At 59.6% G+C, this 13,507-nt stretch carries 11 protein-coding genes and 1 pseudogene; 9 read left to right on the top strand and 3 right to left on the bottom strand.

The window, feature by feature from the left end:
• Nucleotides 1-144: 144 nt before the first annotated feature.
• From FVF58_RS46770 to FVF58_RS46780, 3 genes are all read right to left on the bottom strand, one after another.
• Complete coding sequence (locus FVF58_RS46770) at nt 145-510, bottom strand: glycerate kinase (RefSeq protein ID WP_149676343.1); 366 nt, start codon at nt 508-510, stop codon at nt 145-147.
• A complete protein-coding gene (locus tag FVF58_RS46775) occupies nt 507-1,715 on the bottom strand; it encodes an acetyl-CoA C-acetyltransferase (protein ID WP_149676333.1) in 1,209 nt (402 codons plus the stop codon). Before FVF58_RS46775 ends, FVF58_RS46770 begins: the two co-directional genes overlap by 4 nt.
• Before the next feature lie 154 nt (nt 1,716-1,869).
• Nucleotides 1,870-2,637, bottom strand: a complete 768-nt coding sequence (locus FVF58_RS46780) for a 3-hydroxyacyl-CoA dehydrogenase (RefSeq protein WP_149676334.1) — start codon at nt 2,635-2,637, stop codon at nt 1,870-1,872.
• Nucleotides 2,638-2,996: 359 nt separating this feature from the next.
• Between FVF58_RS46780 and FVF58_RS46785 the strand changes: the two genes are divergently transcribed.
• The 9 genes and pseudogenes from FVF58_RS46785 to FVF58_RS46830 all read left to right on the top strand — a co-directional run.
• Nucleotides 2,997-4,019 carry an AraC family transcriptional regulator gene (locus FVF58_RS46785; RefSeq protein ID WP_149676335.1) on the top strand — a complete coding sequence of 341 codons (1,023 nt, stop codon included), beginning with the start codon at nt 2,997-2,999 and terminating at the stop codon, nt 4,017-4,019.
• A gap of 546 nt (nt 4,020-4,565) precedes the next feature.
• The gene (locus FVF58_RS46790) at nt 4,566-6,254 is read left to right on the top strand and encodes a tannase/feruloyl esterase family alpha/beta hydrolase (RefSeq protein WP_149676336.1); all 1,689 of its coding nucleotides are present in this window, start codon (nt 4,566-4,568) and stop codon (nt 6,252-6,254) included.
• 440 nt (nt 6,255-6,694) lie between these two features.
• Nucleotides 6,695-7,972, top strand: a complete 1,278-nt coding sequence (locus FVF58_RS46795) for an NAD(P)/FAD-dependent oxidoreductase (RefSeq protein ID WP_188131177.1) — start codon at nt 6,695-6,697, stop codon at nt 7,970-7,972.
• Between the two features lie 932 nt (nt 7,973-8,904).
• Nucleotides 8,905-9,222 carry a hypothetical protein gene (locus tag FVF58_RS46805; RefSeq protein WP_149676339.1) on the top strand — a complete coding sequence of 106 codons (318 nt, stop codon included), beginning with the start codon at nt 8,905-8,907 and terminating at the stop codon, nt 9,220-9,222.
• Nucleotides 9,223-9,263: 41 nt separating this feature from the next.
• Entirely contained in the window at nt 9,264-9,446 is a 183-nt protein-coding gene (locus FVF58_RS46810; protein ID WP_149676340.1) for a hypothetical protein, read from the top strand.
• The gene (locus FVF58_RS46815) at nt 9,443-10,801 is read left to right on the top strand and encodes an MFS transporter (protein WP_149676341.1); all 1,359 of its coding nucleotides are present in this window, start codon (nt 9,443-9,445) and stop codon (nt 10,799-10,801) included. The genes FVF58_RS46810 and FVF58_RS46815 overlap by 4 nt, the downstream gene beginning before the upstream one ends.
• 123 nt (nt 10,802-10,924) lie before the next feature.
• Nucleotides 10,925-11,650 (top strand): nitroreductase, encoded by a 726-nt coding sequence (locus tag FVF58_RS46820; protein WP_149676344.1) that lies wholly within the window; start codon nt 10,925-10,927, stop codon nt 11,648-11,650.
• Nucleotides 11,651-11,664: 14 nt separating this feature from the next.
• A complete protein-coding gene (locus tag FVF58_RS46825) occupies nt 11,665-13,317 on the top strand; it encodes an acyl-CoA synthetase (RefSeq protein WP_149676342.1) in 1,653 nt (550 codons plus the stop codon).
• A 109-nt stretch (nt 13,318-13,426) separates the two neighbouring features.
• Nucleotides 13,427-13,507 (top strand): annotated as a pseudogene (locus FVF58_RS46830) (IS6 family transposase); the annotation flags it as partial.

The following is a 13,507-nucleotide window of genomic DNA, read 5'->3' on the forward strand; positions in this document are numbered from 1 at the left end:
ATGTCCATTCCATCTCGGCCACAAGGCACCGTTCCTGAGTCGCATCGGTTGGCCGTTCCAACGGCGGATTCTATTGCGACAGCTCCCGAATTTGCAGCATACAGGAGTGACGCATCTATTCCAGAGATCGCGAGCCGCAGCGGTTCAGCGCATACTGTATCGGAGCCGGGCCATTTGTTCGGCCGCGTTTTCGAGAAGTGTCACAACATCCCCGATTGCGATGTCAAGCGTGATCGGCCCAGGCGCGGGGGAAAAGCATCCGGCAAAGCCTTCACCGAGATACGCAAACGCCGACGTATCGATCGCACCGGACAACACCGAGGCCGGAACACCAGCAGCGGACGCGTATTGAGCCGCAAGAAACGGAGGCGGGCCGCGCAGCGTCTCAGTATCCGAGTGGCCTTTGCCAGTGATCAGCCGGTCAACGTCCTTGAGCGCCAGTTCGAGTCCGATATGCCGCGCGACCGGTTGGGCTCCCCGTTCGCGTTGAGGGCCGGTGATGTTGCTCAGACGATCTCAATCGCCAGCGCCGTGGCCTCGCCCCCGCCGATGCACAGACTCGCCACGCCTCGCCTGGCGCCGCGCTGGCGAAGCGCGCCTAGCAGCGTCACGACAAGGCGCGCGCCCGTCGCGCCGATCGGGTGACCCAGCGCGCAGGCACCGCCATGCACGTTCACGCGCTCGTGAGGCAGCGACAGCTCGCGCATCGCGGCCATGACTACCACGGCGAATGCCTCGTTGATTTCCCAAAGGTCTACATCGCCAACCTGCCACCCCACCTTGGTGAGCAACTTCTGGATCGCACCCACGGGCGCAGTGGTGAACCAGGCCGGCTCCTGTGACTGTGTGGCGTGCCCATGGATAATGGCCAGCGGTGCTAAACCACGTTCGCGTGCGGTGGACTCGCGCATCAGCACCACGGCCGCTGCACCATCGGCGATCGAGCTCGAGTTCGCCGCCGTGACTGTGCCGTCCTTGGCGAAGGCGGGTTTGAGGGTGGGGATCTTGTCCAGTTGCGCCTTCGCGGGCGCCTCGTCCGCGTCGACGAGTTTCTCGCCGCTGCGACCCGGCACTGCCACCGGCGTGATCTCCCACCGGAACAGACCGTCGCGCTGTGCCTGCTGCCCGCGCAGCGTGGAGGTGGAAGCATAGGCGTCTTGCTCCTCACGCGTGAAACCGAAGTGGCGCGCGCAGTCCTCGGCGAAGGTGCCCATCAGACGGCCGTCGGAGGCGGAGCCGTAGTGATCCTCCAGGCCGTCGAAGAACATGTGGTCCAGCATCTGGCCATGCCCCAGGCGCTGGCCCGAGCGCGCCTTGGGCAACAGGTAAGGCGCGTTGCTCATGGATTCCATGCCGCCGGCCACGATAATGTGTTGACTCCCTCCCAGTAGCAGGTCGTGCGCCAGCATCGTTGCCTTCATGCCCGAGCCGCAGACCTTGTTGATCGTGGTGCAGCCCACTGAGACCGGCAAACCCGCCCCTAGCGCCGCTTGACGTGCGGGCGCCTGACCTAGGCCAGCCGGCAACACGCAGCCCATGAGCATCTCGTTCACGGCCTCCGGCTGCAGCCCGGCCCGATGCACGGCCGCACGGATGGCGGTGGCGCCCAGTTGGGGCGCGGTCAGAGAGGCAAAGTTGCCCTGGAAGCCACCCAGCGGCGTGCGGGCGGCAGCGACGATGACGACGGGATCATTGGAAGTCGAAGAGGCAGGCATGCGAGTCTCCATCCGCCGCTTCATGGCGGCGTTGAAAAGGGGTTAGGAAAGTTAGGTGGTCCATGAATCAGCTGACCCGATCGGGATTCGGCGACTCAGGCCAACTGAAGCAAGGCGGCAGCAGGAATCGTGATGCGTAGTCCAGACGCTGGGTTCACCTGGCCGCCATGCGAATAGCGCCGTCAAGCCGAATTACCTCGCCGTTGAGGTAGGTGTTTTCGACGATGTGCAGCACAAGGCCCGCGAACTCTTCAGGCCGTCCAAGGCGCGCGGGAAAGGGGACCATCTTCCCGAGGGCGTCTTGTGCCTCCGTGGGCATGCCCTTGAGCATCGGCGTCTCCATGATTCCGGGCGCGATGGCGACCACGCGAATGCCATGGCGGGCCAGTTCGCGCGCGATAGGCAGCGTCATCGCCACGACGCCGCCTTTGGAGGCGGCGTAGCCTGCTTGCCCGATCTGGCCATCGAAGGCCGCGACAGAAGCGGTATTGATGATGACCCCGCGCTCGCCATCGGTCTCTGGCATGTTCTCGGCCATGCAGGCGGCGGCCAGCCGTACCATGTTGAAGGCGCCAATCAGGTTGATCTGAACGGTGCGCGCGAAATTCTCTAGCCGGTGCGGTCCTTCGCGTCCGAGCACTTTCTCGGCGGGCGCGACGCCTGCGCAATTGATCAGGCCATTCAATGTGCCGAAGGTGTCGCGGAACACGGCCAACGCACCGTCCGCGCTGGCTGCGTCAGAGATGTCCGCCTTGGCGAAGTGGGCGTTTCGGCCAAGTTCTGCCGCCAGCGCGGTACCGGCGTCTTCGTTCAAGTCGACGAGCAGCACGCGGGCGCCGCCCGCTACCAAGCGGCGCGCCGTGGCTGCGCCGAGCCCTGAGCCACCGCCTGTGACTACGAAACCTTTACGTTCAATCTGCATTTCTGTCTCCTGAGAGTGACCACCGTGATGCGCTACGTACCGGGGCCGTACTCTGCTGTGAGCAGGAAATCCGGAGCCATGATGCCCTTGGACGGTTGGGTGATACGACCGGCACGCGGGGCCACCGCGGACGACAAAGCTACGTTCGCGGCGATCTACTGGCTGGTTATGGTAAGCGGCAGACGAGAGTACGCCCATGCCCATAGACCTCTTCATGCATGAGCCTTTCGGACATACCGTGCCGGCATTCGGCTGTTCAGCGGTGCCCGTCGGCCGATGACTACTGGCTGTCAGTCGTGGCACGTTTCGCTTACGCGCGGCAGCGATTAACATCAGTGCACTTTCTGTGGAACCTGACCATGAACGACGCGCAAGACAAGGGCACAACTTCTATCGGCCTCGTGCGTGAAGCGATTCTTGTCGCTACGCAACGCAATCTGGATGTGCCGGCCGCACTGCAGCATGCTGGCATCGCGGCAGAATTGTTGAACGCTCCGAGAGCCCGGGTGCCCGCGTTAGCGTTTTCGCGCCTGTGGGCGACTCTGGCCGACTTAATGGACGACGAGTTTTTTGGTCTGGACAGCCACCCATTGCGCCGGGGCAGTTACGCTCTGATGTGCCACGCGGTTCTGCATGCTGAAAACCTCGAACACGCGCTGCGTCGCATGCTGAAGTTTCTGCGTGCGGTTCTCGACGACATTCATGGGGAGCTACGCTGTGAGGGCGAGCATGCACTGATCATCCTGCATGATGATGGGCTGACGCGCCGCCTCTTTACCTACGGAACGTGGTTCATCCTCGTGCACGGCCTCGCGTGCTGGCTGGCACGCAGACGGATTCCGCTGATCGAGATGAGGTTTCGCGCTTCGGCGCCAATCGATGACAGCGACTACCGCATGCGCTTCTGCCAGGACGTGACATTCTCCGCAGACGAGACCCTGATCCGGTTCGATCGCAGTTTCCTCGACCTCAAACTGTCCGAGACGGAAACGAGCCTGCGTGCATTCCTGCAGAACGCACCAGCGAACATCCTGGTTAAATATCGCAACGAATCCAGCACTACTGCCCTGATACGGCGCCGCTTGCGAAACCAGGTTCCCGACGACTGGCCCGACCTCGACGCGCTATCGCGGTTTCTGAATCTGTCCTCGGCCACGCTGCAACGCCGCCTGCTCGCCGAAGGCACGAACTACCGGCAGCTGAAAGACGAACTGCGCCGTGACATCGCCATCGAGTTGTTTTCCAGCAGTTCTCTCACGGTCGCGGAAGTCGCTGCACGGACTGGATTTCAGGAAACCAGCGCATTTCACAGAGCCTTCAGGAAGTGGACTGGGGCCAGCCCTGGAATGTATCGCCATGGCAGGACGAATCCTTCAGTTTAGAGCTGATAGCGTTGTCAGGACGCAGTTGGCGCGTTCAGATGTGCCTGTACGTCTGAGCGGTCAAAAGATTCGAGCCCTCGTTTTCAAACCGGGCGTCGCGGAAGAGCGTCGCGGCCGACTCAAGGCACAATCCGGCGACCAAACGGACTGCAGACAGGCGGGTGGCACCGAAGCGGAAATCCGCTGACACTCACTTGATCCTCGCGGCTATGGGCCGTCGGGTGCGAAGCGCGCGGAAAGAACAGCCTGTCCACAGACCTCATTCAAACTGAGGCCTGTGGACATGGATTGAGGTTCCAACCAGGTTGACACTGCAATCGCGTTCGGCAAAGGAAGACAAGCGTCGCGCCCGGTTGCGGAGTACCCGGGCTTGGCTCCTTGACGACCACGCACTTGATCGCTGCCGTAGAAGAAGTGAAGCGTTACCGCATTGCGTGGCATATGGCTGCGGCTTCTGCTCACGCGTCACGCGCATAGCAGCGAGGAAAGGAAAATTGCTCGGAATCATCAGATCAGTATAGTTTTTCTAAATATATGGAGACAGGAATGGGAACTCGGTTAAGAAGCCGCCGAAGCTGGGCAATTATGGGTGCCTTGTTAGCGGCATCGGCTGTTGTTGTATCCGGCTGCGGCGGCAATGACGCCGCGCCGGCAAACAGCGCGGTGCAGACGTCAGCCGCGAAGTGCACTGCGTTGGCTGGTATGACCGTTCCCGCCGCCTCGATCGGGCTGCCGACAACCGGTGCCACTGTTGTATCCGCGACGCTCGTTGCTGATACGGATTCCGGCAACACAAATGGTGAGTATTGCAAAGTGCTCGGGAGTATTCATCCGGTGGATTTCAATGCGCCCGATATTCGCGCGGAGGTGGACCTTCCGACTAACTTCAACGGAAAATCGGTTCACTTCGGCGGCGGGGGGTTTGATGGCACCATCCCCGATACTGAGGGCTCTCCCGCTGATGGTTTCCTGATTGGCGCGGAGCCCGCAGGTGTCACCACGCCGTTGCGCAGAGGTTACGTGACTCTCGGGAGCGACGGTGGTCACGAGGGAACCGCCTTCGATGGCTCATTCGCAGAAAATGATGAGGCACTTGCAAATTACGCAGGCGACCACATCAAGAAGACGCATGATTTTGCGGCGTACCTGGCAAAGCTACGTTATGGATCGGTCTTTGTTCACAGTTATTATATTGGTGGGTCAGGCGGCGGACGACAAGGCCTGATCGCGGCGCAGCGATTCCCACAGGACTACGACGGTATCATTTCGACATTTCCCGCTTCAGGAATAACAGGACTATGGCTCCAAATGGGCAGGATTTCGCGATCTCTGTTCGCGCCCGGAGGATACGTCACCCCTGCCAAGGGCAAGGCCATTCTGGCAGCGGTCATGAAGCAATGTGACGCCTTGGATGGCGTGGCGGACGGCATTATCAGTAACCCTGCAGCGTGCGCGTTCGATCCAACACCGATTCGCTGCTCCGGCGGAGCCGACACGGGTGACGCCTGCTTGTCCGACGCGCAAATCAGTACAATGACCACTGCTGGGACACCGCTTAACTTGAGCTTCGATCTGGCCAACGGAATTCGGTCTTTTCCGGCCTATAACTCGTTCTCCGGGGCAGACTTTTGGTCCACGGCGGTGGCTTGGGGCGCATCGGCGACCGATGCCACAATCGAACCCGGAGTGTTTGGGAAAAGCGCGTTCTATTACACATTTTCAAACGACATGCTCCGGTTTGCGGTCGCGCGCGATCCTGGCATGAGCATTTTCAATTTCGACCCTGCCAGCCCACGACAAGCAGCCCCGCGAGTTCAAGCGGTGAGCGCGCTCATGGATAGCACGAGCACTGACCTGACTCAATTCCAAAGCCGCGGTGGCAAGATCATTCTCCAACACGGGCAGTCAGACCAGTTCATTCCAGCTCAACTGTCGATTGACTACTATAACCGTCTGGTATCGAGGTTCGGGCAAGGGCCACTTAATAAGTTTTTGAAGTTTTACGTGGTACCGGGAGCGGCCCACGGTTTCGGCGGACAGTTCAATGCTTCATACGATGGTCTGACGGCGCTGGACAATTGGGTCACGGGAGGGACGGAGCCTCATAATCTGACTATCACCGACCTTGCTCCGCCAACAACTGGACGGACCCGACCAATGTGCGAATACCCACAGTGGCCCAAATACGTCGGTGGCGACCAGAATCTCGCAACCAGCTTCGTGTGCTCGAATTAGTTCGGTTGGCGGCGCGCCCATGCGCAGTTCCGGGTGGTTGCCGTTACGCCCGGTTCTGCCAGCATTAGACCAGGCGCATACGCTCCGACCCGATGCAAAGCACCACCTCCTTGCCGAAGCGCAAGGGCATCGGGCTCGCGGCCGTATTGACCGGGCTCAACCGCATTTCGTTGCGGAGGAACCTTCCGTCGATCTGCTGTAAGCGCCGCGGGAGGGCTGTTGTGATTCTTTGGACAAGCGTTGAAGAACCCGTCGCCAGCGAGGCTTGTCCTGAGACTTTGCACACGGAGGCTAGCTAACGTTCGGCGCGCTGCGGGGACACGATAAGGGAAATGCCACAGTGAGTAGAGAGTGTGGCGCGCGGATGACCAAAGCTGCTTAAGGTCAAAGGCGCAAGCTGTTTCCGTTGTCATATTTATGCAAAGATAGGGGTCGTCAAGTTGGATGCAATCGTTGTAGGAGCCGGTGTAGTCGGCGTCACAGCCGCCTTGGCGCTTCAACAGCGCGGAATGAAGGTGATGATGCTGGACCAGCAGTCTGTCGCCCAAGGCTGCAGTTTCGTCAGTGCCGGGGTGATTTACCCAGGCGCATTTCCCTCAGGCACCTACTACCGCACTCCGGACTTTCCTGCCGCGTTCTTCAAGGCGAGTTCTGCCGCCGCCCTCGATTGGCGCTCAGTTCCCGGGTTTCTTTCGTGGGGAATTAAATACGCGAGAGCAACGAGCTCGAACATGGTCTGGCATGCTACGGACCTGCTTCACGAACTCTGCCGCGATTCACTTCGCTCTTTCGAAATGCTCTTGGGTGTCGACCTCCCGCCCATCAACAGATGCGGCTACCTGGCCGTACATCTTTCACCCTACGAAGTCGATCGGGCAATCCGTCTGAACACCATTCACACTTCGCTCGGTGCGGCCGCCCGGATAGTGTCCGGCGGTGAGCTGACCGTATTGGAGCCCGCGATGTGCAGACTGGCCATTGGACCCAAAGCGGCCGACGCCACGTACCTGGAAGGATCGGCTCACGTGACGGACCCTGCTGCATTTGTTGCGAGTCTCGCGGATGTATTTGTGCAGCGGGGTGGGCTCTTGTGCGTCGACACGGTACAAGGCCTCGATAGCGCGGGAAGCGGAAAGGTCACAGTAAGATGTGCTAGGGAAAAGTACTTATCGGGAACAGTTGTTCTGGCAACCGGCTCGCGCTCCAACCGACTCCTGGCACATTTCGGTCATCGAATTCCGCTTGTCGCTGAGATGGGGTATCACCTTGAACTGGATGTTGAACCCGGATTTATCAGTCGGCCCGTGTCGCTTCAAAGCTTGGGAGTGATCCTTACACCGAGTCCACGCGGGGCCCGGATTTCTGGAATCAGTCACTTCGGTGCGCCGGGTTTCCGTGGCCGCCCGAGCCTTCTGTTGTCCGCGCTGGATCGCGTGCGCGAAGTGCTGCCTATGCTCAGAGCTCGCCCTGGATTCGAGGTGCGTAGCGGTGAACGCCCGGCTACACCGGACTCCTTGCCGGTCATCGAGCGGGTCTCGGGCCATCCATCGATCTTCGTGTCTACCGGGCATGGGCACCTTGGACTCACGTTGGCTGCCGTCTCGTCCCGAATCCTGGCGGACCTGGTGACGGACGGTTCGTCGATCTATTCAGGGGAACTCAGCTCGCAACGATTCCGCAGAAGCACAAAGCGGCGGGCGGTTGTGCAAGCAGCATAGACGGCAGAAGAACACCAAGTCGACGATGTTACGGCGGCCATGGCGCGCCTGCGGGAGCAGTCCGTGTGCGTCGCAGTGCGGGCAAGATGATCCAGAAAGTTTGACGTCGGCTCTCACCATCGCTGCTCTCCAGGTTCTAGATGCTTCGGATCTGAAAATCTCCACGAAAGGGGGAGTCGAGTTTTGCCTTTGTTGGACGAGCGCCGAATACGTAACGGATACGCGCTTATCGTCGTATGTCATCCGAACTGAGGTACCTGCGCCGCTCAACATGCTTGATGCGCACCCGCCACAGTGGAGGACTGACAACCGGAAAGGTGCAACTGAAAAGAGAACGTCATAGCGGTGACATGGACCATCGTCGTACCGTGACATTGAAAGAGAATGGAGAAGGTCATGGCAAGTGCAGGAAGGTCGCTGAGAACTATGGTTGAGGATTGGCTGGCACCCGATCCCACGAGAGGGTTTAGAGTTAGCCACTACGGAAGATCCACCAGGGGACGTTACGTTTGCGTCGTCGCAGACAAGGGAGCGGAGCCCATGGTGATGTTTTTTTATCGCCACCGGGATGGAAAATGGTGCGTCTTCCCGCCCGAACCCCAAAGACCAGCCATGCGACTCGCGGAAGTTAGCTGAACGCGGAAGCTAAAACCAGTAAACCGACAGCGCTGTGAATCGTGGCCGCGCTCGGGTCCTCTCGTCGTTGTCGCATCGAGAGGAAGCGATGGCTAACCCGATAGCTGATGACGTCTTGTGGTCGCTGATCTAACTGTCTTTATCGCCGCCGGAACGGCGGCTAGCTTGATGCCGTGTGCGCCCGCCGCTGAACGGCCGTGCGATGCTGGCGGGGCTTCAGCCCATTCAGCCAATACAGTGGTCCGAAATGTCTGCCGTGTCTCGTTGCGTTTTGAGGTGCTGCGGTGAGCAGTCGCATGTATCTCGTTCCGCCACCAACGAAATACACCGCACCTTTGGTGGCAGACGACGACGCGCCGGGCGCGGTCGGTGCGGCGAATGAAGGCTCGATTTCCGACGGCACCACGCGCACGAAGTCGCTATGCATCGTGGCGTCGATCCGTAACCTTGCACGGATCGAAAGCGCCTACGGCACCGCGACCGCGCTGGCCGTCAGGCATATCGTGTATGAGCGCGCACGGGAGTTCTACGCGCGATTACGGCATCATGACGGCCGCTTAAATCCGTCGTCACGACAACATTTCTCCAAAGCGGCAAGCGGCCTCCCGCAGTGACAACCCAGGGCTGCCGCCAGTGGCGCAACCCGGAAACGCGGGTGTTCATCGACCTCATCCAGGTTGAAGTTGATGGACATGGACTGCCGCCATGGTCCGCTTCACACTGGTTACAGCAGGGTATCAACGGCCAATCCGAGCCGCGACAACGCCGCCCCACTGAGGGCGATGTTGGAGCCCGCGTGGACTTCACCCACGACATTAAACTGAAGGAGACGACATGAACCAGATAGACGTGCACTCACTCGCGGGGCAGGCCAGATTCAATGGCTTTCACACCCTTGTCCTGTTCTGGTGTGTGTTGATGCTGATACTCGACGGCTATGATCTTGCCGTCGTGGGTGCGGCGCTGCCATCGATCATGAAGGACATGGGCATCAACGCGACCAGTGCCGGCGTTATGGCCGGCTCGACGCTTTTTGGCGTAATGCTCGGGGCCATTTTCCTTGGCACGCTGGCTGACCGTTTCGGTCGACCCATGATGATGTGCGTTTGTGTGGCCCTGTTCAGTCTTTTCACCGCAGCCGCCGGGTTGACGAGCGATCCCATTAGTTTCAGCGTAACGCGATTCATTGCCGGCCTGGGCATTGGCGGAGTCTTGCCGATCGTCACCGCGCAGATGGCGGAGTTCTCGCCTAATGCCCTGCGCACACGATTGGTGACGCTGGTGTTCGCGGGATATTCCATTGGCGGGATTCTGGTGGCGCTGACTGCAAAGCAGCTTATCGGCAGCTACGGCTGGCAATCCGTCTTTTTTGCCGCAGGCCTGCCCGCCCTGCTGATCCCGTTCATCATCAAAACGATGCCCCATTCGATGACCTTCCTGGTCAAGAGTGGTCGGCACAACGAACTGCGCACCTTGGTGAAGCGGTTGTTGCCCGACTATGCGTTGAACGGTCAGGACCAGTTTGCAGAATCTTCGTCGGAAAAAAGCAGGGGCACTTCGGTGCGACGACTCTTCCAGGATGGGTTGGGCTTCAGTACCACGATGATCTGGGTCGCGTTCATGACTGGCCTCTTCATGGTCTACGCACTCAGTTCGTGGTTGACCAAGCTGATGGCGATGGCTGGATATAGCCTGGGTTCAGCTTTGAACTTCGTGATCGTCTTCAACGTCGGCGCGATCGCCGGTGCGATTTTCGGTGGTTGGCTCAGCGACAAGGTCAACATCAAGCGGGTGCTGATTGCGTTTTACGTCGTTGGGACGGTTGCGCTGTCACTGATGGGCTACACGAAGTCGACCGTGTCGTTGTTTTTCGTTGTATTTGTTGTCGGCGCATCGACGCTTGGTACGCAATTGCTTGCCTATGCTTATGCGGGTGACTTCTATCCTCATGCGATCCGGTCTACCGGTGTCGGCTTTGCCTCTGGTGTGGGCCGGATCGGCGCAATCGTGGCACCGGTGCTCATCGGTTGGCTCGTCTCCTTGAAGCTGCCGCTCGAGCAGAACTTCACAGCAATCGGCCTGGCTGGTCTCATCGGTGCGGCGGCTGTGACGCTGATCAATCAGACACGTGCCGACTCGTATCGCTCAAGCAGCGTACCTGGCGTCACAGTTCAGGGTAGCGCAGGACGCTGAGGTCTCTGCCATAGGCGGCTCATGACCGAGGTTCGCGTGGAGAGCGCGGCTCGTACGGGCTCTCCCCTTTAAAAAAGCACCGAATGACTCCGTGCAGACGAATTTTCAATGCAGGCATCGAAGATGGACCGTCTATCTCCTCCTCCTTTCAGCTCGTTTGTCGACGTGAGCCAAGCCGTTGACTGGGCACTCGTCACGCGGCGCAGCGTCCGTGCTTTCCTGCCCACACCGGTTCCTCGCGAGGAAATCGAATCCATCCTCAACGTCGCTCGTTTCAGCGCAACCGGCGTCAACATCCAGCCCTGGCATGTGCATGTCGTGACAGGCAAGATGAAGTCCCGCCTGTCCGCTGCCATCAACGAGATCAACGATGATCCTGCTCTCAGCTCAGACCTCGAAGAACCCTACGATTACTACCCGCGCGAATGGATCGCGCCGTATCTGGACCGCCGGCGCGAGGTCGGTTGGAACCTGTACGGCCTGCTGGGCATCGAGAAGGGTGACAAGGAGCGAATGCACGCTCAGCACGGTCGAAATTACAGCTTCTTTGATGCACCTGTCGGCCTGTTTTTCACCGTTGACCGGGTCATGCGTGAAGGAAGTCTGCTGGACACGGGCATGTTCCTGCAAAGTATCATGATTGCTGCCCGAGCGCGCGGCCTCGACACCTGTCCGCAGGCGGCTTTCAACAAGTTCCACCGTGTCATCTCCAACGAACTGTCCATTCCCGACAACCAGATGTTGGTCTGCGGAATGAGTCTGGGTTATGCGGATCACAGCTGCATCGAGAACTCGCTGGTAACAGAGCGCAGCCCGGTCGACGATTTCACTACTTTCTGCAAAGAATAAACGGAGACAAAGTCATGAGTGCAAAGGCCTACTCTCAAGGGCTTGAGAAGAACCCGGCAAACCACGTGCCATTGACGCCATTGACCTTCCTCGATCGAACCGCCGACGTCTATCCGGATCGAACCGCCATCATTCACGGCGACTTCCGGCAGACCTGGGCCGAAACCCGCGAGCGTTGCTATCGCCTCGCGTCGGCGCTCGTTCAGTTGGGGATCGAACCGGGCGATACGGTGTCGATCATCGCGCCGAATACCCCGGCCATGCTTGAGGCTCACTTTGGTGTGCCTCTCTCAGGAGCCGTCCTCAATGCCATTAATTGCCGCCTCGATGCTGACGGTGTCGCATTCATCCTGCGCCACGGCGAATGCAAGCTCCTGCTGGTGGACCGCGAATTTGCCCCACTGATCGAAAAAGCATTGCAGTCAGTCCCCAATGCGCCGCGTGTGATCGACATCAACGATCCCGAAGCGCCTGACGGCCCCGCCATTGGGGAAACTGATTATGAGTCGATGCTGGCGAGCGGTGACCCGGCATTTGCTGGTCGCCGCCCGGTCGACGAGTGGGCGCCGATCGCCTTGAACTACACCTCAGGTACAACCGGCGATCCGAAAGGCGTCGTTCCAAGCCACCGCGGCACGTATCTGATGAGCCTGCTGCAGATGACAAACTGGCCTCTCCCGCGTGCGCCGATTTACCTGTGGACGCTTCCCATGTTCCACGCGAACGGCTGGTGCTTCACATGGGCGATTACAGCCGCGGCAGGAACGCACGTATGTTTGCGCAAGGTGAATGCGGCCAATGTTCTCTCTGCGATCGCCAGACATGGTGTCGACCATTTTTGTGCAGCACCGATTGTCCTCTCAGGCATCGCGAGCATGCCTCAGGCGGAACGGCAACCGCTGCCGCGTCGGGTGCGGGTCCTTACCGCCGGCTCGCCGGCGCCGGCAGCGGTTCTGGAGGCCGTTGGCGCCATGGGTTTCGACGTCGACCACGTCTTCGGAATTACCGAGATCTCCGGCACCCCCATCAGTTGTGCATGGCACGACGAGTGGGATACGTTGCCGCCTGAGCAACAAGGGAAATTGAAAGCGCGGCAAGGTGTACGTGCGGCAGCGTTCGAAAAAATGTCGGTCGCCGATCTCGCTACGCTTGAGCCGGTGCCCGCCGATCGGAAGTCTTGCGGTGAGGTTCTGGTCAGGGGGAATACGGTAATGATGGGATACTTCAAGAACCCCGAAGCAACGGCAAAAGCTTTCGGCGGCGGTTGGTTCCATACCGGAGACCTTGCCGTCGTCCATCCTGACGGTTACATCCAGATCACGGACCGCTCCAAGGACGTCATCATCTCGGGTGGAGAAAACATTTCGTCTGTGGAGGTGGAGGAGGTCATCTATCGCATGCCGGGCGTCCTGAACGCGGCCGTGGTCGCGCAGCCGGATGACAAATGGGGCGAGACGCCTTGTGCGTTTATCGAGCTGAAGCCCGATGCTCCGAGCATCACGGAGGAGGATGTAATCTCGTTCTGTCGGCAGCGACTGGCGCATTTCAAATGTCCACGTCGCGTGATTTTCGGCGAATTGCCCAAGACCGCTACCGGGAAGATCCAGAAGTTTCGTCTGCGCGAGCAAGCGGGCAGCCGGGTAGCGATTACCAGATTGGCCGGATGAAGCTGTTGGTCCGCTAAGCGCAATATGCGCTGTAAAGTGCGACTGCGGTCAAGTGCCGCTGTAATCGCGGCGTTGTCACGTTGCTGAGCTGGTCGCGTAACATATCGTGATGAAAAAGAAGAAATCGCTTTATCACGGTCATCGCTTTCCGGCAGTCGTCATCAGTTGCGCGGTTCGATGGTACTTTCGG

This window comes from Paraburkholderia panacisoli (assembly GCF_008369935.1).
Lineage (GTDB): Bacteria > Pseudomonadota > Gammaproteobacteria > Burkholderiales > Burkholderiaceae > Paraburkholderia > Paraburkholderia panacisoli.